This window comes from Mesorhizobium sp. B2-1-1, from assembly GCF_006442975.2.
GTDB lineage: Bacteria > Pseudomonadota > Alphaproteobacteria > Rhizobiales > Rhizobiaceae > Mesorhizobium.
In genome coordinates this window covers 4,565,597-4,587,546 of sequence record NZ_CP083954.1, presented here as the reverse complement: position 1 = coordinate 4,587,546, position 21,950 = coordinate 4,565,597, and the positions used below count along the sequence as shown (strand labels likewise).

At 62.6% G+C, this 21,950-nt stretch carries 18 protein-coding genes and 1 tRNA gene; 13 read left to right on the top strand and 6 right to left on the bottom strand.

Annotated features, from left to right (window positions below):
* The first annotated feature begins 60 nt into the window (after nt 1-60).
* Both FJ972_RS22555 and smc read left to right on the top strand, forming a co-directional pair.
* Nucleotides 61-804 carry a DsbA family protein gene (locus FJ972_RS22555; protein ID WP_140494928.1) on the top strand — a complete coding sequence of 248 codons (744 nt, stop codon included), beginning with the start codon at nt 61-63 and terminating at the stop codon, nt 802-804.
* A gap of 114 nt (nt 805-918) precedes the next feature.
* Complete coding sequence (smc, locus tag FJ972_RS22550; RefSeq protein ID WP_140520798.1) at nt 919-4,377, top strand: chromosome segregation protein SMC; 3,459 nt, start codon at nt 919-921, stop codon at nt 4,375-4,377.
* A 77-nt stretch (nt 4,378-4,454) separates the two neighbouring features.
* On the opposite strand, the gene FJ972_RS22545 is transcribed toward smc, so the two are convergent.
* From FJ972_RS22545 to FJ972_RS22535, 3 genes are all read right to left on the bottom strand, one after another.
* The gene (locus FJ972_RS22545; RefSeq protein WP_140494924.1) at nt 4,455-4,823 is read right to left on the bottom strand and encodes a VanZ family protein; all 369 of its coding nucleotides are present in this window, start codon (nt 4,821-4,823) and stop codon (nt 4,455-4,457) included.
* Between the two features lie 66 nt (nt 4,824-4,889).
* A tRNA-Gln gene (locus FJ972_RS22540) sits at nt 4,890-4,964 on the bottom strand.
* A gap of 133 nt (nt 4,965-5,097) precedes the next feature.
* Nucleotides 5,098-5,442: a VOC family protein gene (locus FJ972_RS22535; RefSeq protein WP_140494922.1), complete on the bottom strand. Its 345-nt coding sequence runs from the start codon at nt 5,440-5,442 to the stop codon at nt 5,098-5,100.
* 214 nt (nt 5,443-5,656) lie between these two features.
* On the opposite strand from FJ972_RS22535, the gene ppdK reads away from it, so the two are divergent.
* Complete coding sequence (gene ppdK, locus FJ972_RS22530) at nt 5,657-8,335, top strand: pyruvate, phosphate dikinase (RefSeq protein WP_140520797.1); 2,679 nt, start codon at nt 5,657-5,659, stop codon at nt 8,333-8,335.
* A gap of 145 nt (nt 8,336-8,480) precedes the next feature.
* Complete coding sequence (locus tag FJ972_RS22525) at nt 8,481-9,221, top strand: polysaccharide deacetylase family protein (RefSeq protein ID WP_140520796.1); 741 nt, start codon at nt 8,481-8,483, stop codon at nt 9,219-9,221.
* 38 nt (nt 9,222-9,259) lie between these two features.
* On the opposite strand, the gene FJ972_RS22520 is transcribed toward FJ972_RS22525, so the two are convergent.
* Both FJ972_RS22520 and FJ972_RS22515 read right to left on the bottom strand, forming a co-directional pair.
* On the bottom strand, nt 9,260-9,649 hold the full coding sequence (locus FJ972_RS22520; protein WP_140520795.1) for a DUF427 domain-containing protein: 390 nt from the start codon (nt 9,647-9,649) through the stop codon (nt 9,260-9,262).
* Between the two features lie 140 nt (nt 9,650-9,789).
* The gene (locus FJ972_RS22515; protein WP_140494911.1) at nt 9,790-10,146 is read right to left on the bottom strand and encodes a hypothetical protein; all 357 of its coding nucleotides are present in this window, start codon (nt 10,144-10,146) and stop codon (nt 9,790-9,792) included.
* Nucleotides 10,147-10,451: 305 nt separating this feature from the next.
* Here FJ972_RS22515 and FJ972_RS22510 point away from each other — a divergent pair, with 305 nt between their 5' ends.
* A complete protein-coding gene (locus FJ972_RS22510; protein WP_140520794.1) occupies nt 10,452-12,080 on the top strand; it encodes a fatty-acid--CoA ligase in 1,629 nt (542 codons plus the stop codon).
* 175 nt (nt 12,081-12,255) lie between these two features.
* Nucleotides 12,256-13,041: a DUF1499 domain-containing protein gene (locus FJ972_RS22505; RefSeq protein WP_140494907.1), complete on the top strand. Its 786-nt coding sequence runs from the start codon at nt 12,256-12,258 to the stop codon at nt 13,039-13,041.
* Nucleotides 13,042-13,051: 10 nt separating this feature from the next.
* Here the strand turns inward: FJ972_RS22505 and FJ972_RS22500 are convergent, their stop codons facing one another.
* Nucleotides 13,052-13,960, bottom strand: a complete 909-nt coding sequence (locus FJ972_RS22500) for an MBL fold metallo-hydrolase (RefSeq protein ID WP_140520793.1) — start codon at nt 13,958-13,960, stop codon at nt 13,052-13,054.
* Between the two features lie 117 nt (nt 13,961-14,077).
* Between FJ972_RS22500 and FJ972_RS22495 the strand changes: the two genes are divergently transcribed.
* The 7 genes from FJ972_RS22495 to FJ972_RS22465 all read left to right on the top strand — a co-directional run bounded on the left by FJ972_RS22495 (nt 14,078) and on the right by FJ972_RS22465 (nt 21,926).
* Nucleotides 14,078-14,668 carry a biotin transporter BioY gene (locus tag FJ972_RS22495; protein WP_140520792.1) on the top strand — a complete coding sequence of 197 codons (591 nt, stop codon included), beginning with the start codon at nt 14,078-14,080 and terminating at the stop codon, nt 14,666-14,668.
* 393 nt (nt 14,669-15,061) lie between these two features.
* Nucleotides 15,062-16,339 (top strand): sugar transferase, encoded by a 1,278-nt coding sequence (locus FJ972_RS22490; RefSeq protein WP_140520791.1) that lies wholly within the window; start codon nt 15,062-15,064, stop codon nt 16,337-16,339.
* A gap of 41 nt (nt 16,340-16,380) precedes the next feature.
* Nucleotides 16,381-17,655, top strand: coding sequence for a nucleotide sugar dehydrogenase (locus tag FJ972_RS22485; RefSeq protein WP_140520790.1), 1,275 nt, complete (start codon nt 16,381-16,383; stop codon nt 17,653-17,655).
* Entirely contained in the window at nt 17,655-18,680 is a 1,026-nt protein-coding gene (locus tag FJ972_RS22480) for an NAD-dependent epimerase (protein ID WP_140520789.1), read from the top strand. The genes FJ972_RS22485 and FJ972_RS22480 overlap by 1 nt, the downstream gene beginning before the upstream one ends.
* A 104-nt stretch (nt 18,681-18,784) precedes the next feature.
* Nucleotides 18,785-19,480, top strand: a complete 696-nt coding sequence (locus FJ972_RS22475; RefSeq protein WP_181168414.1) for a class I SAM-dependent methyltransferase — start codon at nt 18,785-18,787, stop codon at nt 19,478-19,480.
* A 243-nt stretch (nt 19,481-19,723) separates the two neighbouring features.
* Entirely contained in the window at nt 19,724-20,794 is a 1,071-nt protein-coding gene (locus FJ972_RS22470) for a glycosyltransferase (RefSeq protein ID WP_140520787.1), read from the top strand.
* The gene (locus tag FJ972_RS22465) at nt 20,676-21,926 is read left to right on the top strand and encodes a glycosyltransferase (protein ID WP_226880607.1); all 1,251 of its coding nucleotides are present in this window, start codon (nt 20,676-20,678) and stop codon (nt 21,924-21,926) included. The genes FJ972_RS22470 and FJ972_RS22465 overlap by 119 nt, the downstream gene beginning before the upstream one ends.
* Nucleotides 21,927-21,950 lie beyond the last annotated feature (24 nt).

Genomic DNA, 21,950 nt, shown 5'->3' with positions numbered 1-21,950 from the left:
CCAACTCTCGCCTTTTCGTGCCTTTGCGTTGCAAAATCCAACCCCTGTCAGGTGATTCGTATGAACCGTCCTCCGTTCGGCAAAAGCTTGTCCCGCAGAAACCTGCTGTCTTCGCTGGCCGCCATTCCGGTGGTGGCCGTGCTTGCGGCATGCAGCGACTCTGGTGAGGAAGCCAAGGCGGCCGATGTGAAGCCTGCCGCTCCCGCCGCACCCGCGACATCGGCCACGCCGGCCGCCGTCAAGGCGCCGGAGGCTCAAGGCACCGTCGACATGGCCGAACTGCTTAAGCCCGGCGCATTGCCCGACAAGCAACTCGGCAAGGACGACGCCAAGGTCACGATCGTCGAATACGCCTCGATGACCTGCCCGCATTGCGCGCATTTTGCCGAAACCACCTTTCCGGAATTGAAGAAGAAATACATCGATACCGGCAAGGCGCGCTATATTCTGCGCGAATTCCCGTTCGATCCGAGCGCCGAGGCCGGTTTCATGCTGGCGCGCTGCGCCAAGGACAACTACTTCCCGATGGTGGATGTCCTGTTCAAGCAGCAGGCGAACTGGGTGGGCGTGTCCAACACCAAGGATGCGCTGCTGCAAATCTCCAAGCTCGCCGGTTTTACACAGGAGTCCTTCGAAGCCTGCTTGACGGACCAGAAACTTCTGGACGATGTGAGGGCGGTCCAGAAACGCGGCGCCGACGAATTCAAGGTCGACTCGACGCCGACCTTCTTCATCAACGGAAAGACCTACAAAGGGGCGATGTCGATTGAGGAAATGTCGGCCATCATCGACCCTCAGCTCTGACGTCCTGGCGATGCCGAAGCGGCAGCGCTTCGGCATGCGTGGCCTTTGGCCGTGCTGCGCGCCGCCGCAAACCCGCGGCGCGTTTTCGCAAAAGTCGCTTTCAGGGCGGCGTGAATGAAGTTTTCGCGCCTTCGCCTCCTCGGTTTCAAATCCTTCGTCGAACCAGGCGAGTTCGTGATCGAACGCGGCCTGACGGGCATTGTCGGGCCGAACGGCTGCGGCAAGTCTAACCTTGTCGAGGCGCTGCGCTGGGTGATGGGCGAAAGCTCCTACAAGAACATGCGCGCGTCCGGCATGGACGACGTGATCTTTTCCGGCTCGGGCACGCGCCCGGCACGCAATACCGCCGAGGTCACGTTGTTCCTCGACAACAGCGATCGCTCGGCGCCGGCAGCCTTCAACGACGCCGACGAATTGCAGGTCTCGCGCCGCATCGAGCGTGAGGCGGGCTCGCTCTACCGTATCAACGGCAAGGAAGCGCGCGCCAAGGACGTGCAGCTTCTGTTCGCCGACCAGTCGACCGGCGCGCGTTCGCCCTCGATGGTTGGCCAGGGTCGCATCGGCGAGCTGATCCAGGCCAAGCCCCAGGCGCGCCGCGCCCTGCTGGAAGAAGCGGCCGGCATTTCCGGCCTGCATACGCGCCGCCACGAGGCCGAACTCAGGCTCAAGGCCGCCGAGCAGAACCTCGAGCGCCTGGATGACGTCGTTGGCGAGCTGGAAAGCCAGATCGAAAGCCTGAAGCGCCAAGCACGCCAGGCCTCCCGCTTCAAGAACCTGTCGGCCGACATCCGCAAGGCCGAGGCGACGCTGCTCCATCTGCGCTGGACGCTGGCCAAGGCCCAGGAAGGCGAGGCACGTTCGGCGCTGGCCGTCGCCACCGCCCTGGTTGGCGACCGCGCCGCCGCCCAGATGGCGGCCGCCAGGGAGCAAGGTATCGGCGCGCATCGGCTGCCCGATTTGCGTGACGCCGAAGCTGCGGCGGCCGCGGCCTTCCAGCGCCTGTCGATCGCCAGATCGCAGATCGAGGAAGAAGCCGGCCGCATCCGCGCCCGTCAGGCGGAACTCGAGCGCCGGCTCCAGCAGCTCGACGGTGACATCGCCCGCGAGGAGCGCATGGTGCGCGACAATGCGGATATCCTGGAACGCCTGCGCGCCGAGGAAGCAGCGCTCAACTCCGAAAATGGCGGCGCGGCCGAGCGTGAAGCAACCACCCGCGCCGCCTTCGAACAGGCAGCCGCGACGCTCTCGCAGAGCGAAGCCAGGCTTGCAGCACTTACCGCCGAGCGGGCCGAGGCCGCCGCTTCGCGCAATCAGGTCGAGCGGACGCTGCGCGAGACCGCCGAGCGTCGGGACCGTTTCGCCCGCCAACTCGCCGATGTCGACCGCGAATTGTCGGAAATGCTCTCCAAAGTCGCGGGCCTGCCCGACCCGGCCGAGAAGCGACTTCTGGTCGAGGACGCGCTGGCGCGGCTCGAAGAGAGCGAGGCCGGCGCGATTGCCGCCGAACAGGCGGTCGCCGAGGCGCGCGCCGCCGAAAATGCCGCCCGCCCGCCGTTACAGGACGCCAGGGCCGAACTGGCGCGCATCGAAACCGAAGCCCGCACGCTGGCCAAGATCCTGAACGCAGCCAGCGGCGATCTCTTCCCGTCCGTGCTGGAACAGATCAGCGTCGAGCGCGGCTATGAGACGGCCTTGGGCGCCGCCCTCGGCGAGGACCTTGACGTGCCGCTCGACCGCAGCGCCCCGGTGCATTGGGGCGAGAGCGCGATCCAGACCGGTGACGCCGCGCTTCCCGAAGGCATCAAGAGCCTGGCCAGCGTGGTACGTGCCCCGGCGCAGCTTGCCCGCCGGCTGGCGCAGATCGGCATTGTCGAAGCCGCCGACGGCCGCCGCGTGCAAGGGCTGCTCGCGCCCGGCCAGAGGCTGGTCAGCCCTGAGGGCGCGCTGTGGCGGTGGGACGGGCTGACCGCCAGCGCCGACGCGCCGACCGCGGCCGCGCAACGCCTGGCGCAAAAGAACCGGCTGGCCGAGCTCGATGCCGAAGCGGTGCAGGCGACGCTTGTGCTGCGCGAGGCCGAGGCAGTGCTCGCACAGGCCGAACAGTCGCTTCGCGAGGCCAGCGAGGCCGAGCGCGCCGCGCGTCAGGCCGGACGCGACGCCCAGCACGGGCTGGACGCCGCCCGCAACGCGCTGGCCGAAGCCGAAAAGGCCGGCGGCGAGTTGGCGAGCCGGCGCGCCGCCCTGGACGAGGCCCGCGCCCGTATTGTCGACAGTCATGAAGAAACTTCGGCCGCCTTTGCCGAGGCGGAAATGCTGCTGCAGGACGCGCCCGATCTCGGCGACCTGCAGATACAGCTCGAGCAATCCTCGGCCAATGTCGCCCGCGACCGCGCCACGCTCGCCGATGCGCGTGCCGTCCATGAAGGGTTGCGGCGGGAGGCCGAGGCGCGTTCGCGCCGGCTCGATGCGATCGGCGCCGAGCGCAGCAACTGGCTGGAGCGCGCCGAGAACGCTTCGACGCAGATCGCCTCGCTGGGCGAACGCAAGGCAGAGGCCGAGGCCGAACGCGAGAGATTGGCCGACGCACCCGACGAGATCGATGCCAAGCGGCGCGCCTTGCTGTCGCAGCTCACCGAAGCCGAGACCTTGCGCAAGGCGGCAGCCGACCGTCTGCAGGAAGCGGAGAACAGGCAGGCCGAACTGGACAAGGCGGCCACCGGCGCCATCCAGTCGCTGGCCGAGGCGCGCGAGACCCGTGTCCGCGCCGAGGAGCGCTTGACCGCGGCCGACGAGCGCCGGCTGGAGGTCGAGGCGCGCATCCAGGAGACGCTGAACACGCCGCCACATCTGGTCATCCGCCATACCGGGCTGGAAGCGGACGATCCGATGCCCGAAATGGCCGAGATCGAGCGCCAGCTCGACAGGCTGAAGATCGAGCGCGAGCGGCTCGGCGCCGTTAACCTGCGCGCCGAGGAAGAGCAGAAGGAGCTTTCGGACCGGCTGGAGACCATCGTCTCGGAGCGCGAGGACATCATCGAGGCGATCCGCAAGCTCCGGCAAGCGATCCAGAGCCTCAACCGCGAGGGCCGCGAGCGGCTTCTCGCGGCCTTCGACGTGGTCAACGGCCATTTCCAGCGGCTGTTTTCGCATCTCTTCGGCGGCGGCACGGCGGAATTGCAGCTGATCGAATCCGAGGATCCGCTTGAGGCGGGGCTTGAAATCCTTGCCCGTCCGCCCGGCAAGAAGCCGCAGACCATGACGCTGCTGTCCGGCGGCGAACAGGCGCTTACGGCGATGTCGCTGATCTTCGCCGTGTTCCTCACCAACCCGGCGCCGATCTGCGTGCTCGACGAGGTCGATGCGCCGCTCGACGACCACAATGTCGAACGCTTCTGCAATCTGATGGACGAGATGGCCAAGACCACCGAGACGCGCTTCGTCATCATCACCCACAATCCGATCACCATGGCGCGCATGGACCGGCTGTTCGGGGTGACCATGGCCGAGCAGGGCGTCAGCCAGCTCGTTTCGGTCGATCTGCAGGCAGCCGAAGCCATGCGCGAGGCAAGCTGACTTCACCTCAACGTGCCGTGCTGAAGCCTGATTTTGAGCGTTGTCTTTCGCGGTAAGGCAGTCGGTTCGGCTTCTTCTCACCTTGCGCGTTGCACGATCCAGGTCGCCCAGATCGCGGCCAGCAGACCGCATGCAATGCCAATGCAATCGGCAACCCAGTCGAGCACGTCGAAATCGCGGCCTATCGCCGTGGTGCCCTGGAGAATTTCTATGGCAGCGCCGACAAAGGCGAGGAAGACGATCAGCGCCGGCTTGTGCCGCGGCCAGCCGAGGCTGCCCAGGAAAGCCAGCACGGCGAATGCGCTGGCGTGATTGAGCTTGTCATAATGGAAGCCGATATCGATTCCGAATTGCTTGAGGCGATGTGCCGGCAGCAGCGCGAGAACGAGGACGGCCAGGAGCGTGACGACAAAGGCAATCCGCTCGGCGACGGAATAGATTCTCATTCTGCTCCAACAACATGTCTCCGGTATAAACCGTAACCTATGTGTCCGGAACGGACCTTGCGCGCTTGGCTGGGGCGCCAGGATTCGAACCTGGGAATGTCGGTACCAAAAACCGATGCCTTACCACTTGGCGACGCCCCAGCAGCTGACATGCGTCGACTGCGCGCGGCCTTATAGGCTGTGCCGGTGGAAAGCTCAATGCCTGGAGATTGCGACTTTCCTGCTGATCCACCACTCTATTGGCGACGGTCGCCTCATGCGCCGGTCGCGCCGCCTATTCTCCCCACACCGCCATCTCGTTTCCAGCCGGGTCGGCAAAGTGGAACCGCCTGCCGCCCGGAAACGAAAAGATCGGTTTGATGATCGTGCCGCCGGCATTCTCGACGGCTGCCAGCGTCTCTTCCAGATCCTGGGAGTAGAGCACCGGCAACGGCTTGGCGGTGGCGTCGCCGCTGTCGGCCTGGAAACCGCCGTCCAGTCCCTCGCTAAAGGCCGAATAAGTCGGTCCATAGTCGGTGAACGACCAGGCGAAGGCGGCGCTGTAGAAGGCTTTCACACTGTCCAGCGTCGCGCCGGTTGCCGGCAGTTCCAGATAGTCGAGTTTTCCGGTGAGCTTCATGATGCACCTCTTCGTTCCCTGTATGTTCTAGTCTTGGACCGTTGCACTGGCAAGTCCTTTTGCCGCAGCTTTTGCTTAATCGATTGTAGCGGCCAAACGGCTTTGCCGACGCCTTGCCTTTCGCATTGCAGCATCATATCCGTCCAAAGTCGGGATATGGCGGGGCTTTCTGTTTCGTCAATCTTTCCAATCTCCTGCAACCGGAGAGCAAAGCATGACCAAGTGGGTTTTCACCTTTGGCGACGGCGCGGCCGAAGGCCGGGCTGGCGACAAGAATCTGTTGGGCGGCAAGGGTGCCAATCTGGCCGAGATGTGTAGCCTTGGCCTGCCGGTGCCGCCGGGCTTCACCATCACGTCGGAGGTCTGCAACGCCTACTATGCCAACGGCCGCGCCTATCCGGCAGGGCTTGAAGCGGACGTCGCCGTGGCGCTGGACCATATCGGCCGGCTCACCGGCCGCCGTTTCGGCGATCCGTCGAAACTGCTGCTTGTGTCGGTGCGCTCCGGCGCCCGCGCCTCGATGCCTGGCATGATGGACACCGTGCTCAATCTCGGCCTCAACGACGAAACCGTCGAGGCGCTGGCCGCCGATTCCGGCGATGCGCGCTTTGCCTATGACAGCTACCGGCGCTTCATCCAGATGTATTCCGATGTCGTCATGGGGCTCGACCACGAGGTGTTCGAGGAGATCCTCGAGGATCAGAAGGCCAGCCTCGGCCATGAACTCGACACGGAACTGACGGCCATCGAGTGGCAAGGCGTCATCGCGCTCTACAAGGCCAAGGTCGAAGAGGAGCTCGGAAAGCCGTTCCCGCAGGATCCGCACGAACAGCTCTGGGGCGCGATCGGTGCCGTGTTCTCGAGTTGGATGAACAACCGCGCCATCACTTACAGGCGCCTGCACGATATTCCCGAAAGCTGGGGCACGGCGGTCAACGTCCAGGCCATGGTGTTCGGCAACATGGGTGAAACTTCGGCCACCGGGGTCGCCTTCACTCGCAATCCGTCGACCGGCGAAAAGCAGCTCTATGGCGAGTTCCTGGTGAATGCGCAGGGTGAGGACGTCGTCGCCGGTATCCGCACGCCGCAGAACATCACCGAGGCGGCTCGCATCGCCGCCGGCTCCGACAAGCCGTCATTGCAGAAACTGATGCCGGACGCCTTCCAGTCCTTCGTCACCATCTCGGACAGGCTGGAAAAGCACTACCGCGACATGCAGGACCTCGAATTCACCATCGAGCGCGGCAAATTGTGGATGTTGCAGACGAGGTCCGGCAAGCGCACCGCCAAGGCGGCGCTGAAGATTGCCGTCGAGATGGCCAGGGACGGCCTGATCTCGAAAGAGGAGGCGGTCGCCCGCATCGATCCCGCCTCGCTCGACCAGCTTCTGCACCCCACCATCGATCCAAAGGCCGCGCGCGACGTCATCGGCGTCGGCCTGCCAGCGTCTCCAGGCGCCGCCACCGGCGAAATCGTCTTTTCCTCCGCGGACGCCGAAGATCTCAAGACACAAGGACGCAAGGCTATCCTGGTGCGTGTCGAGACCAGTCCCGAGGACATCCACGGCATGCATGCGGCGGAGGGCATCCTGACCACGCGCGGCGGCATGACCAGCCATGCCGCGGTCGTGGCGCGCGGCATGGGCAAGCCGTGCGTTTCGGGCGCCGGTTCGCTGCGCGTCGACTATAAGGCAGCTACGCTGATGTCGATGGGGCAGACCTTCCGCAAGGGCGACATCATCACCATCGACGGCGGCAACGGGCAGGTGCTCAAGGGCGCAGTGGCGATGCTCCAGCCTGAGCTTTCCGGCGATTTCGCCGCGATCATGGAATGGGCGGACGCGGTGCGGCGCATGAAGGTGCGCACCAATGCCGAAACCCCGCTCGACGCGCGCATGGCGCGCTCCTTCGGTGCCGAAGGCATCGGCTTGTGCCGCACCGAACACATGTTCTTCGATGGCGCCCGCATTATCGCCATGCGCGAGATGATCCTGGCCGACACCGAAAAGGACCGGCGCGCCGCGCTTGCCAAGTTGCTGCCGATGCAGCGAGCGGATTTCCTGGAGCTGTTCGAGATCATGGCCGGCCTGCCGGTGACCATCCGCCTGCTCGATCCGCCGTTGCACGAATTCCTGCCCAAGACCGAGGCCGAGATAGCCGAAGTCGCGGCGGCGATGAATGTTGCGCCGGACAAGCTCAGGCAGCGCACCGAGGCGCTGCACGAATTCAACCCGATGCTCGGCCATCGCGGCTGCCGGCTTGCGGTGTCCTATCCCGAGATCGCCGAGATGCAGGCGCGCGCCATTTTCGAAGCCGCCGTCGAGGCTGGCCGCAAGGCCGGCGCGCTGGTGGTCCCCGAGATCATGGTGCCGCTGGTCGGGCTTGTGAAGGAACTCGACTATGTCAAGGCGCGCATCGATGCGGTGGCCAAGAGCGTCATGGACGAAAGCGGCGTCAAGATCGACTACCTGACTGGAACCATGATCGAGCTCCCCCGCGCGGCGATCCGCGCCCATGTCATCGCTGAATCGGCCGAGTTCTTCTCTTTCGGCACCAACGACCTGACCCAGACGACATTCGGCATCTCGCGCGACGACGCGGCCTCGTTCCTGGAGACCTATCGCCAGAAAGGCATCATCGAACAGGATCCGTTCGTATCGCTGGACATCCATGGCGTCGGCGAACTGGTGCGCATGGCCGCCGAGAAGGGCAGGGCGACGCGGCCAGGGATCAAGCTCGGCATTTGTGGTGAGCATGGCGGCGATCCGGCCTCGATCCGCTTCTGCGAGGAGGTCGGACTGGACTATGTGTCCTGTTCGCCCTATCGCGTGCCGATCGCCAGGTTGGCGGCCGCGCAGGCGGCCGTTCAGGTGGCAAAGGCGGGCCGCGGCTGAGCGCTTGCCGCCGATCGGAACGAGGAACTGCCGCAAGACGGTGAGATTGTCGCGTCTGGTGCTTTTCTGCTATCCAGCTCTCGATTTTCGCCTTCATGCGGGTCTTGGGATGCCTGCGTTAAACGCCCGATTGGAATTGGATTTGATGCGCCTGCTGCAAAAAAATCTCTGCATTGTCGTCATGTCTTTGGCCGTGGTGTCCAGCGGCCATGCCGCATCCCTGATCGAACCGATCCTGCACATCAAGCGCGATACAGGCGGAGCCGGGCGCGTTGCCTTGACCCTCGATGCCTGTGGCGGACGGACCGACAACCGCATCCTCTCGGCGCTGGTGGAAAACAGGATACCTGCGACCATCTTTGTCACCGGCATCTGGCTGAAGCGGAACGCCGCCGCCGTCGAGATCATGCGGGCGCATCCCGACCTGTTCGAACTGGAAAACCACGGCGGCCGTCACATCCCGGCCGTCGACACGCCGCAGAAGATCTATGGCATACGCAGCGCCGGCAGTCCGGAAGCGGTTCTGGCCGAGGTCGAGTCGGGCGCCGTCGCCTTGGCCGGGACTGGCGAGCCGGCGCCGAAATGGTTTCGTGGCGCGACCGCGGAGTATAGTCCGTCGGCGATCGCCATGATCCGCAAGCTGGGCTTCAAGATCGCCGGCTTCTCGATCAATGGCGATGGCGGATCACTGCTCGGCGCCAGGGAAACCACAAGGCGCATAGGAGCTGCCAAGGACGGCGACGTCATCATCGCCCATATCAACCAGCCGACCCATGCCGCCGGGGAGGGCGTCGTGCAGGGCCTGCTGGCGCTCAAGCAGAAGGGTCTGACCTTCGTGCGGCTCGACGATGCCGAAGGCTTCGGCAATAACGGCACCACCGACTGACCGGCAGGACGGCAGGTCCGGCCTCCTCGTTCGTCCGTTCAGCCTGGCTTGGCTTCGATGCTGACCTTGCTTGCGTAGAACGCGCCGTGGTTGCGGATTTCAGCCATTTCGTCGAAAGGCTGCTCATAGGCCCACATCGCATCCTTGCCTGCCTCGCCGGCAGGCAGCACGCTCCAGTAGCTTGCGTCGCCCTTGTAGGGACAATGGGTGGAGGATTGCGTGCCGCTCAGCTTGTTGAAATCGATGTCTGCGAACGGGATGTAAAAGGCGGCCGGATAGGGCGCTTCCGTCAGCACCTTGGCGTTCGTCGAGGAGGCGATAACAGTGTCGCCTGCACGCACGGTGACGGTGCCCTTATACGGTTCGACGGTGATGACCTTATCGGGATTGCGCTGGAAGCCGGGTGCCGGGTTGGCGATCTTGTCCATGCTGTTTCTCCTCGTCTCAACTTTAAGTGTGTCGACGAGGTGGTTTGCGCAAGGGCGACTGTCGCCGGCAATTCCGCAATCGGTCTCCAGCCGTAGGCGCTACCGACGGCATTTTTAGCGAAGACCTTGTCCGGCGAGGCTCAGGCGGCGGTTCTGAACGCGTCCATCAGGCCGGCATAGGCGGCCGCGATACCGGCCACGGGATTGCTGCTCCTGGATGCGGTCTCGACTTTCAAGTGGCCGCCGCCGGTCGGCAAGGTGAGCAGCAGGAATTGACGATTGCCGCCATCGCCCACGGATGCCGCGGCGACGTGCTCGCCTTCCCCTTCGTTCTGGACGCACATCTTGAACAGCAGCGTGCCGCCCACCGCTTCGAGCGCACCGCCGACAACTTCAACAAATTCGTCTTCGGAAACAGTCTTTGTATCCGGCACCAGATCGCCCAGGCTTTCGGCAAGCGTGCTTTCCAGTGCCTTATCGTCGAGCTGCGTGTCCATGCGAACCTCTTTCAGTCGCCAATCGCACCCCTTTGCCCATTAACGAAACTTAATGCCGACGATGGCCGGATTGTGGCGGATTCTCCTCTCGGTCGAGTAATTTAGACTTCTCTGATATAATGGATTTCAAGGCCGCCGGTTCGATGGCATGAGCGCCAGGCATTCGGACCTCCAAGAAAGACGCGATTCGATCGCTTGCCTGCGCGACCGGCATTCGGATTTCGTTCGCCACCCGGTGGTGGCTGGACAATCCACCGGTTCGCTTCACAATGGCAAAAAAAGCGAGGAGCGTAAGGGAGGAACGAATGCTGGGGCTGATGCAGGAATGGCCGCTTCTTTGCCATAAGCTTATCGACAACGCAGAGCGGCAGCATGGCGCGCGAGAGATCGTATCGCGCTCGATCGAAGGTCCGATCGTGCGCACAACCTACGCCAGCATCCACCGTCGCGCCCTGAAGGTCTCCCAGCGCCTGGAGCGTGACGGCTATCGGCTGGGCGACCGCATTGCGACGCTGGCCTGGAACACGGCGCGCCACATCGAGGCCTGGTATGGCATCATGGGCATCGGCGCGATCTATCATACGCTCAACCCGCGGCTGTTTCCCGAGCAGATCGTCTGGATCATGAACCATGCCGAAGACAAGGCGGTCTTTGTCGACCTGACTTTCCTCCCTTTGCTCGAGAAGATCGCCGGCGCGGTCAAGTCCCTGAAACAGGTGATCGTGCTGACCGACAGGGCGCATCTGCCGCAGACCATGCTGCCCAACGTCGTCGCCTACGAGGAATGGCTCGACGAGGCCGATGGCGATTTCGCCTGGAAGAGCTTCGACGAAGGCACCGCCGCCGGCATGTGCTATACGTCTGGAACCACTGGCGATCCAAAGGGCGTCGTCTACAGTCACCGCTCGAATGTCCTGCACGCCATGATCGCCGCCATGCCCGACGCGATGGGCCTGTCTTCGCGCGACACGATCCTGCCGGTGGTTCCGATGTTCCACGCCAATGCCTGGGGCCTTGGCCAGAGCGCACCGATGATCGGCGCCAAGCTTGTCATGCCGGGCTGTAAGATGGACGGCGCCTCCATCTATGAATTGCTCGACACCGAGAAAGTAACCTTCAGTGCCGCCGTGCCGACCGTGTGGATGATGCTGCTGCAATATCTGGAGGAGACCGGCAGGAAGCTGCCCTACCTCAACAAGGTCGTCATCGGCGGCTCGTCATGCCCACGCATCATCACCAAGAAATTCCAGGACAATTACGATGTCCAAGTCGTCCACGCCTGGGGCATGACCGAAATGTCGCCGCTCGGCACACTGTGTACGCTGAAGCCGGACTATGAAAGCCTTCAGGGTGACGCCCGGCTCGATGTCCAGGGCAAGCAGGGTTACCCGCCCTTCGGCGTCGAGATGAAGGTGACGGACGACGACGGCAACGCGCTGCCTTGGGACGGCAAGACATTCGGGCGGCTGAAGGTGCGCGGCCCCGCGGTGGCCAGCGCCTACTACGGCGGCGCCGGCTCGGAGCAGTTCGACGAGGACGGCTGGTTCGATACCGGGGATGTCGCCCACATCGACGCTGGCGGCTATATGCAGATCACCGATCGCGCCAAGGACGTCATCAAGTCCGGCGGCGAATGGATTTCGACCATCGACCTGGAGAATCTGGCCGTCGGCCATCCCGATGTCGCCGAGGCAGCCGCCATTGGCGTCCCTCATTCGAAATGGGGCGAGCGGCCTTTGCTGGTGGTTGTCCGCAAGCCGGGGAAGGAACCGACCAAAACCGATATCCTTGGTTTTCTCGACGGTAAGGTGGCCAAATGGTGGATGCCCGACGACGTCGCTTTCGTCGGCGAAATTCCGCACACCGCCACCGGCAAGATCCAGAAGATCACCTTGCGCCAGCAATTCAGGGACTACCGCTTGCCGACGGATTGATGCGATATTGCGTGTCTCGGCCTGATGCGGTCGTAAAAAGACAGTGCAGCGCCGTGCACCTTTCCGGCAGGGCACGATAGCATTTCCAACTGGCGCACGATCCTCCTCGAAAATCGATTCCGATTTTGGTGGCCATGCGCTAAGTCTTCTTCGGCTTGGGATGACGCAGAGAAACATGGTCAGCATTTCGGAACGGCAAACGTCGAAGGCTGCCGGATGGTCGCGGCGCACCGCTGCTTTTTCGGCGGTGCTTTTGCTGACCGTGTTCGTTGGCCATTATTTCAACCTTGTTGAAACGCCGGTGTTCCTGTGGGTGTTGGCTATCGTCGCGCTGTTGGCGGCGCTGGCGCTGCTGTTCGCCGGATTTGCCTTCTCGAGGGTGTGGAATTTTGGCGACTATGGCGGCCGCGACATCACGGTCGGCGTCTTGCTGGCAGTGCTGGTGCTGACCCCCTATGGCATCGCCGCCTATTGGGCGACAATCTTTCCGCCGCTCAGGGATATTTCGACCGATTTCGACGAACCGCCGGCACTCGACGTCACCGGTCGCACGAAGGACATGAACGTGCTCTCGCCGCCGACGCCCGGGGAGCAGCGGTTGCAGACCGACAGCTATCCGCTTGTCACCGCGCGCAGCTACGACCTGCCGTTCGAGACCGTCGTCACTGCCGTTGAAACCGTGCTCGACCGCCGCAATTGGGATCTTACCGGACCCTATCCCGAACTCGCCGGGCAAAGCGACGTGACGATTACCGCTGTCGCCAGGAGCTTCGTGTTGGGCCTCCCCGCAGACGTGGCAATTCGCATCACGGACGACGGGGATACGGTTCTCGTCGACATGCGGTCGGCTTCCCGCTACGGCCGCTACGACCTCGGCGACAACGCTGCGCGCATCACCGACTTTCTGGCGGAGTTGGACCAGGAAGTCGCCGGCCAGGTCGGCGCGGCTCCGGCCGAATAGATGCTCGGGCCTAAGGGGCTGGCCTAAAAATGCCGTCTATGGCCGGCGCGGCGTCTGTCGCGACCAGGCCGCGCGCCACCAGATCCTCCAGATGGGCAAGCACCGACAACCCGGCGGCGCCATGCAGCCGCGGGTCGGTATCCCTGTAGATCGCCTTGACCATGTCTGCGATCGTGCGGTCGCCCGCGCGGATCCGCTCCAATATGGCCCGTTCGCGCATTTTGCGATGGGTCTTCAATCCGCGCATGAAGCCTCGCGGTGCCGTCACCGGCCCGCCGTGGCCGGGCAGCAGCAGGCGGTCACCGCGTTCGATCAGCCGGTCCAGCGAGGCCATGTAGTCCGCCATCGCCCCGTCCGGCGGCGCGACGATGGAGGTCGCCCACGCCATGACGTGGTCGGCCGAAAACAGGATGCCGGTGCCCTCCAGCGCGAATGCCGCGTGGTTGGCGGTATGGCCGGGGGTCAGGACCGTGCGGATTGCCCAGCCGTCGCTGGCGACCAGCGCGCCGTCCGGCAGCGCGAGATCGGGAACGAAAGCGGTATCGGCGCTGGCATCGAGCGCGTTGATCTCGCCAATATGCAATGGCCTTGCCGGCCGGTGCGGCCCTTCCGCCATCACCTGGGCTCCGGTCTCCTGCTTCAGCCGTGCCGCCAGCGGTGAATGGTCGCGATGCGTGTGGCTGACGAAGATGTGGCTGACCGGCCTGCCGGCGATGACGTCGAGCAAGGTGCGAAGGTGAGCTTCGTCATCCGGCCCCGGATCGATCACTGCCAGCGTATCGCGTCCGACGATGTAGCTGTTGGTGCCGTGAAAGGTGAAGGGACTTGGATTTCGGGCCGTGACGCGCTGCACGTCGGGCGCGACGCTGACGCCCCCGCCGTAGCAGGGATCGAAGCTGGTATCGAATTCGAGGGCCATGACGGTGTCGATGCCTGTTGCGGGAATGGCAAAACCGATTGCCGCATAGCACGCAAGCCAATATAGGAAAACGCAAGACCGCGATCATCGGATGGCGGCACTCGGATGGGGAAGACCATGGCAACTGCAACGACGATGCGCCCGCTTGTTTCTCTGGCTCTGCCGCAAGATGGCGCGGCGCGGCTGGCAACGCAGTTCTTCCTGGCGATAGCCGGGACATTGCTCCTGACCCTGTCGGCCAAGACCAAGGTGGTTCTGGGGCCAGTCGATATTTCGATGCAGACGCTCGCCGTCCTGCTGATCGGGGCCGCTTTCGGCCTGCGGCTCGGCGTCGCCACCCTGCTGCTCTATATGGCCGAGGGCGCGATGGGCTTCCCGGTCTTCCAGAGCACGCCGGAAAAGGGAATTGGCATTGCCTACATGCTCGGCTCGACCGGCGGCTATCTCGCCGGCTTCGTGGTCATGGCGGCGATCGCCGGCTGGGCCGCCGATCGCGGCTGGGATCGCCATCCGATCAAGCTTTTCAACGCGATGCTGGTTGCCGAGTTCGTCATGATGGCCATGGGCTTTGCCTGGCTGGCGATGCTCATCGGTCCGGAAAAATCCTGGCAGTTCGGCGTCGTGCCGTTCATCGTCGGTGATCTGATCAAGGTTGCTCTGGCCGCAAGCCTGGTGCCAGCCGTCTGGTCGCTGCTGAAGCGCTCCTGAATTTAAACGAGGTTCCGGGGAAGTACCTGGTCATTGGTCCGGGTCGGACAGATGTGACTGGCAGGTCGTGCCCAAGCAGTCAGCCAGTCACCAGTGATACGAACATCCATTTACCTTCATGCGTCCAGACATTCTCGACGGCCGGCAGTAAGCCTATCTATTAGCGATAGCTTTTAAACCGCATTCAGCGACGCGATTGATAAAAAATCCTGCCGATTGCTACAGTGTAAATAGATACTTGCTGGTATCGTTACAGTGTCGTAGCTCTTGATCTTCGACTGAGTCGAACAGCCAGTAGCGACAGGCCCGATTTCGCTTTGCGAAGGAACGGCCAAGCCAAGCGCATTATTGCCATGGCAATCGCGGACATGGCAGCTTCGAGGGGGGAAGAAGTTGAATGTCGCAACATCAACTCTTGTCGGAAGCCGGCACTTCCTGTTCAGAATTCGCTTTCAACTTATTGGCGGACTGACGTTCGCGATCGTGGCGCCGGCCCTCATCCGGATCGCCTTCAAACCCGATGCGGTCTACGTCGCCAATCTCCAGGTAACCGTCGCTGCCGCGGTCATTGCGCATGTGGCAGGCTTCCTTGCCTATCGGCGTATCGGGAATTTCCCCGGCGTGGCCGCTGCCAGCTACATCCTGCCGACGTTTGTGCTGTCCTACGGGCTTGTTTTCCTGACTATTTTCTTTTTTCGTTTCGAGTACAGCCGGTTTCAGGCGGCTGCCAGCTTCACCCAGTCCACGCTCTGGTATTTTGGCCTGAGCATCATAACGCGGCATCTCGAACCGTACCGGCTGGTCGTCATTCCCGGCGGGAACGTAGAGCGCCTAAGGACACTGCCGGGAGTGCATTGGTTCTGGATCACTTCGCCTGGCACCGTCATCGAACGGGCGAATGGCGTGGTTGTCGATCTGCGGGCCGACCTTGACGCCGAATGGGAACGATACATCGCGGACCGGGCCCTTTCGGGCACGCCGGTCTACCACGTCAAGCAGGTCAGCGAATCGCTGACCGGCCGCGTCGAGATCGAACACCTGTCGGAAAACACGCTCGGCTCGCTCAATCCGAACCAGGCCTATCTCAAGATCAAGCAGGCAATCGACTGGATCTCCGCGCTTGTCATGGTCGTGGCTCTTTCACCTTTCGTGGTGTTGATCGCGCTGCTGATCCGGCTGGACTCGGAGGGCCCGGTGCTGTTTCGCCAGCCCCGCATTGGCTACAGGGGCCGGATCTACACGGTCTACAAGTTTCGTTCGATGAGGCAGCAAGCCGGCATTGGCAGCGACAAGGACAAGGCGATCACGAAACGTGACGACGATCGCATCACCCGGATAGGGCGTTTTTTACGCAAGTTCAGGATCGACGAGCTGCCGCAGGCCATCAACATCCTGCGCGGCGAAATGAGCTGGATCGGGCCACGGCCCGAGGCTGTCGTCCTGTCGCACTGGTATGAGGCGGAATTGCCGTTCTATCGCTACCGGCACATCGTCAGGCCAGGTGTGAGCGGGTGGGCGCAAGTAAACCAGGGGCATGTTGCGGCGGTCGACGATGTGATGGAGAAATTACACTACGATTTTTACTACATAAAGAACTTCTCGCCTTGGCTTGATGTTCTCATCACCCTCAGAACCATAAAGACGATGATTACCGGCCATGGTGCGCGATAGCGGAGGCCGTGGCTGATTAAGGTTTGCCGGATAGGAAGCAAATGGACCTCGGCTCCAGGAAAATAGCTGTCATCGGGCTTGGCTATGTGGGTTTGCCGCTGGCGGTGGCCCTCGGAGCGATCAGGGACGTCGTCGGCTTCGACATCAGCCAATCGCGTGTGGATGCGCTGAGGCGTGGCGAGGATCACACGCTCGAGGCCAGCAGAGATGAAATCGACGCCGCCACGCGGCTGCGGTTCACCAGCGACAAGGTCGATCTGCGGGATTGCGGAGTTTTCATCGTCACTGTCCCCACTCCGATCGACAGGGCCAACCGGCCGGACCTGAAGCCCCTTGTCATGGCGTCCGCCACGGTCGGCGAGGTGATCTCCCCCGGTGCGGTGGTAATCTTTGAATCGACCGTCTATCCCGGCTGTACGCAAGAGGTGTGTGCGCCGCTGATCGAGAAACATTCGGGGCTGCGCTACAACGAAGACTTCTTCCTGGGCTACAGCCCTGAGCGCATCAACCCCGGCGACCGCGAGCACCGGCTTCAGACGATCGTCAAGGTGACCAGCGGCTCCACGCCGGAGGTGGCGGACGCCATCGACGCGCTCTATGCCTCGATCGTTCCCGCCGGCACGCACCGCGCCTCGAGCATCGCGGTCGCCGAGGCAGCCAAGGTCATCGAGAACACGCAACGCGACCTCAACATCGCTCTGATGAACGAATTGTCGCTGATCTTCGGCAAACTGGGCATCGACACGTCGGAGGTGCTGGAAGCGGCCGGCACCAAATGGAATTTCCTGCGCTTCAGCCCTGGTCTCGTCGGCGGCCACTGCATAGGCGTCGATCCCTATTATCTGACCCACAAGGCTCAAGAACTCGGCTATCATCCCGAGGTGATTCTTGCCGGTCGCCGCATCAACGACGGCATGGGCCGGCATGCAGCGGACCAGACGGCCCGCCTTATGATGCGCAAGGGCATACCTGTCGTTGGCAGCCGGATTCTGGTCATGGGCGCGGCCTTCAAGGAAAACTGTCCGGACCTGAGAAACTCCAAGGTCGCCGACATTGTCGCGCAGCTGAGGCAGTACAATGCCGGCATCGATATCTGGGATCCTTGGGTCGATGCGCAGGAATGCGCGCGCGCCTTTGGCGTAACGAGCGTTAAAGAGATGCCCGCCGCGCGTTACGATGGCGTTGTCGTCGCCGTGGGGCACGGGCAGTTTCACACCCTGGGCGTTGCCGGTCTTCGGGCGCTTTGCAAGGACCCTAGCGTCGTCTACGACATCAAGGGTCTGTTCCCCAGGGATGTTACGGACGGGCGGTTCTGATGAAGGTTCTGGTCACCGGCGCTGCCGGCTTCATAGGCTATCACGTCGCCAGGCGGCTGCTCGAACGCGGCGACGAGGTCGTCGGCATAGACAGCATCAACGACTACTATGATCCGCAGATCAAGCAGGCGCGGCTGCGGCTTCTGGCCGAAGCAAGCCGCAACACCAATGCGGGCTACCATTTCATCCACGGTAATCTCGCAGAGCGAAACGTGGTGGACGGCTGCTTTGCCGATCACGCCTTCGACAGGGTGATCCATCTCGCCGCCCAGGCCGGCGTCCGCTACAGCCTTGAAAACCCGCACGCCTATGTCGAGAGCAACATTATCGCCTACGCCAACATGCTGGAGGCCTGCCGCAACAGCCGTGTCGGCCACCTGACCTATGCCAGCACGTCGAGCGTCTATGGCGCCAATACCGACATGCCGTTTTCCGAGCATCGCCCGGCGGATCATCCGCTGCAGTTCTACGCCGCAACCAAGCGCGCCAACGAGCTGATGGCGCACAGCTACAGCCACCTGTTCGGGCTGCCGACCACGGGCTTGCGTTTCTTCACAGTGTACGGCCCTTGGGGACGTCCCGACATGGCGCTGTTCCTGTTCACCAGGAACATCCTGGCCGGCGAGCCGATCAAGCTGTTCAACAACGGCAATCATACACGCGACTTCACCTATGTCGAAGATATCGCCGAAGGCGTGATCCGCGCCAGCGACAGCCCCGCCGCGGCTAACCCCGCCTGGGATTCCGATAATCCGGATCCTGCGACGAGCAGCGCGCCTTGGCGCATTTTCAACATCGGCAACAACAACCCGGTGAAGCTGACCGCCTATGTCGAGGCGCTTGAAAACGCGCTTGGCCGTAAGGCCATCGTGGAGCTCTTGCCGCTGCAGGCCGGAGACGTGCCTGACACTTTTGCCGATACTTCGGCGCTGCAGGCGGCGGTCGGCTATCGTCCCGGCACGTCCGTGACGGAGGGCGTCGGGCGGTTCGTCGAATGGTACCAGGCCTATTTTGAGCGGAGGTAGGGGGGAGGTCACGTCTTGTCCACGAAATCGATGACGGGATAGCGTCGTTGCTGCGGGGCTTTGTTCGCACGAACGTGGCGGTCTCAGAATGTCTGGACCGAGCCTTGCCGCTACGGCTGCGCGTGGATGGCAACCACGCCTTTGCTGCGGAAATCGCACCGGTGCTCTTTACACCTAACGCACTGGTCTATGATCTGGGCGGAGGAGCAAGGCCGCTTGTAAGCCTAGCCGAGAAGCGTCGTCTGGGGCTGGTTGTCGTCGGGGTGGACCGCGATGCCAAGGAACTGTCGAAGGCTCCGGGCGAGATCTATGACGAGCGGATCGAGGCGGACCTTACTTCGTTCAGGGGGAAGGGAGATGCCGATCTGGTCATATGCCAGGCCACTCTGGAGCACGTCCGCGACGGCGAAGGCGCATTTCGCGGCATTGCCAGCTGCGTAAGGCCGGGCGGCACGGTCGCCATTTTCTCGCCTTCACGCAACGCCGTTTTCGCCAGGCTCAATCGGGTCTTGCCCGAGGCGATCAAGCGTCGCCTGCTGTTTGCGGTCTATCCGGACAAGGGCAGGGGGCACGACGGCTTCCCAGCCTTCTATGACAGATGCCTGCCGAGCGAGGTGGAAAGGATCGCAGCGCAAAATGGCCTGGAACTCGTCCAGCGTCATCTGTTCTGGAGGAGTTCATACTTCTACGCTTTCGTGCCGGCCTTCCTTGTCTGGCGCCTCTGGCTAGGTCTCTCGGCTCTTCTCATCGGGAAGGATGCGGCTGAAACCTACGCCTATGTCTTTCGGCGAAGACATTGATCACCCGAAGATATTCTCCGCTTTCGTGGACCCGAGTGCGACGGCTGTCTCCCCGGTATCCGGGTGGAGCATCGCTCATCGCGCACGGTCAGGCGCAAGCAAAAAAGCTTTCGCCGTGACCGGCCAGGAAAGGTGGCGAACCGAGTGACGTGCACGCGCCAAGACAAGAGATCACCAGGCAGCCCAGACGCTCGGATTGCTATCTTCATTCCCTCTCTTCGTGCTGGCGGCACCGAGCGGGCAATGCTCACCCTGGCCAGCGAATTTGGCCGGCGCGGCTTGCCGATCGATCTGGTGCTTGGGTGTGCGACGGGCGAGTATCTCGCTTTGGTTCCGAAGACGATAAGGATACAGGACCTCCGAGCCTCGCGGTTGCTGTTTTCCGTATTGGCTTTGATCCGGTATTTGAGGCGGGAGCAGCCGCGAGTGATGCTGACGGCGTTACCCCATGCAAATATCGTTGGCATCGTCTCGTCCATGCTCTCGCTCCGCCGGACACCGATCGTGATATCGGAAAGGAGCAATCTTTCCAGGACCGTCGCTGATACGAAGCTGGTTCGTGAGAAGTTCCTGCCATTCCTCATGCGGCTGACCTATGGTCGTGCCGACACGATCATCACTGTATCGCATGGCGTCGCGGAAGACCTGATCCAGAGCATCGGGGTCCACCGGAGTTCCGTCAAAACGATCTACAATCCGCTGGACATCAAACATGTTGAAGAGCAGGCGGATGAACCGCTCGATCACCCCTTCGCGGTCGAGGATGGCAGGATCTTGCTGGTGGCCGTTGGGCGGCTTGATTTCGCAAAAGACCATGCCACGCTCATAAGCAGCTTCGCGCGGATTGCGACGAAGAGGGCCGTCAAATTGGCCATTGTCGGGGAAGGACCGCTGCGGGGATCGCTTCAAACCCTGATCGACGAACTCGAGCTGAATTCTTCGGTCGCTCTGGTCGGCTTTTCGAAGAATCCGTATCCGTGGATGCGGCGGGCAGCGTTGTTTCTTCAATCCTCCCGCAGGGAGGGATTTCCAAACACGATCATCGAAGCAATGGCTTGCGGGACCAACGTGGTGAGCACCAACTGCGAAAGCGGTCCGGCCGAGATTCTGGAGGACGGCAAGTGGGGGCGTCTCGCCGCGGTCGGAGATGCCCAGGGTTTTGCGGCAGAAGTGATGGCCGCCCTTGATGAAGCTGATCCTCCGGACGTCAGGCATCGGGCGCGGGATTTCAGTGTCGAAAAGGTGGCCGACGCCTACCTGCTCGCGATGGGTGTCGATCCCACGAACGCCGTGGGGAAGGAGCGGTCGTATTAAGATCCTGCACGTCATCACCGGACTTGAGAACGGCGGCGCCGAGGCAGCGCTATACCGCCTGTGCACGGCCGAGCGCAGCCATTCCCATTTTGTCGTCTCGCTTTCGGGTGACGGAAAATATGGCCCGTTGCTTCGCGCGGCCAAAATACCGCTCGCCTGCCTGGCGATGCCAAAGGGAAGGTTGAGTCTCAAGGGGCTCGCCTCGCTCAGGCGCGTGTTCTCGACCTATCGGCCGGACGTGGTTCAGTGCTGGATGTATCACGCCAACCTCGTCGGAGGCGTCCTGGCGCGGCTTGGCGGCATCAGCCCGGTTCTTTGGGGGATGCACAATTGCGGACTGGATCCGCGGGCGGCCTCCTTTACGACCAGGACAGTGGACAGGATATGCGCTCTCATATCCGGTATCATCCCGGCTCGGATTGTCAGTTGCTCGCAAAATGCATCGCGGTGCCACATCCATGCAGGATATTCGAGCTCGAACTGGACGATCATACCGAATGGCTACGATCTGGCCGTGTTCGAGCCGGACGACCGGGCGCGCGCGCGGCTCCGTCGGGATTGGTCGATAGGTGATGGCCAGTTCGTTATCGGAAACGTCGCTCGCTGGCATCCCGACAAGGACCACCAGAATCTCTTCGCTGCCCTGTCCAGGCTGTCGATGCACAAGAGCCTTCCCTTCAAATGTGTTCTTGCCGGCCCGGGTATGACGGCTGAAAACACTGCGCTTGCCGTGCTGTTGGAGCGCTATGATGTTCGCCACAAGGTGAAGCTTCTCGGGCCGAGCGACGACATTGCCGGTTTGATGAATGCATTCGACATTCATGTGCTGGCCTCCAGCAGCGAAGCCTTTCCGAACGTGGTTGCCGAGGCGATGGCATGCGGCACGCCATGCGTGGGAACGGACGTCGGGGACATCGCGATGCTTGTCGGCAACACGGGATTGATCGTTCCGCCGCGGAACCCTGACGCGTTATCGCGTTCCATCGAGATCATGGCTTCGGAAATCCAGGATACCCGGTCTTGGGCGAGCAGGCGGCAAGCATGTCGCGACCGCATCGCTGCGGATTTCTCGCTTGAGCGGATGGCGCACTCGTATGGCTTGCTGTGGGAGAAATCGTCCCTGGGCCGCTAAGGGGTGAGAACAATTCGAATATTC

Excerpts from the sequence above, each read along its gene's own strand:
- FJ972_RS22555 (WP_140494928.1), top strand. The coding sequence starts at position 61 with ATGAACCGTCCTCCGTTCGGCAAAAGCTTGTCCCGCAGAAACCTGCTG.
- smc (WP_140520798.1), top strand. The coding sequence starts at position 919 with ATGAAGTTTTCGCGCCTTCGCCTCCTCGGTTTCAAATCCTTCGTCGAA.
- FJ972_RS22545 (WP_140494924.1), bottom strand. The coding sequence starts at position 4,823 with ATGAGAATCTATTCCGTCGCCGAGCGGATTGCCTTTGTCGTCACGCTC.
- FJ972_RS22535 (WP_140494922.1), bottom strand. The coding sequence starts at position 5,442 with ATGAAGCTCACCGGAAAACTCGACTATCTGGAACTGCCGGCAACCGGC.
- ppdK (WP_140520797.1), top strand. The coding sequence starts at position 5,657 with ATGACCAAGTGGGTTTTCACCTTTGGCGACGGCGCGGCCGAAGGCCGG.
- FJ972_RS22525 (WP_140520796.1), top strand. The coding sequence starts at position 8,481 with ATGCGCCTGCTGCAAAAAAATCTCTGCATTGTCGTCATGTCTTTGGCC.
- FJ972_RS22520 (WP_140520795.1), bottom strand. The coding sequence starts at position 9,649 with ATGGACAAGATCGCCAACCCGGCACCCGGCTTCCAGCGCAATCCCGAT.
- FJ972_RS22515 (WP_140494911.1), bottom strand. The coding sequence starts at position 10,146 with ATGGACACGCAGCTCGACGATAAGGCACTGGAAAGCACGCTTGCCGAA.
- FJ972_RS22510 (WP_140520794.1), top strand. The coding sequence starts at position 10,452 with ATGCTGGGGCTGATGCAGGAATGGCCGCTTCTTTGCCATAAGCTTATC.
- FJ972_RS22505 (WP_140494907.1), top strand. The coding sequence starts at position 12,256 with ATGGTCAGCATTTCGGAACGGCAAACGTCGAAGGCTGCCGGATGGTCG.
- FJ972_RS22500 (WP_140520793.1), bottom strand. The coding sequence starts at position 13,960 with ATGGCCCTCGAATTCGATACCAGCTTCGATCCCTGCTACGGCGGGGGC.
- FJ972_RS22495 (WP_140520792.1), top strand. The coding sequence starts at position 14,078 with ATGGCAACTGCAACGACGATGCGCCCGCTTGTTTCTCTGGCTCTGCCG.
- FJ972_RS22485 (WP_140520790.1), top strand. The coding sequence starts at position 16,381 with ATGGACCTCGGCTCCAGGAAAATAGCTGTCATCGGGCTTGGCTATGTG.
- FJ972_RS22480 (WP_140520789.1), top strand. The coding sequence starts at position 17,655 with ATGAAGGTTCTGGTCACCGGCGCTGCCGGCTTCATAGGCTATCACGTC.
- FJ972_RS22470 (WP_140520787.1), top strand. The coding sequence starts at position 19,724 with ATGCTCACCCTGGCCAGCGAATTTGGCCGGCGCGGCTTGCCGATCGAT.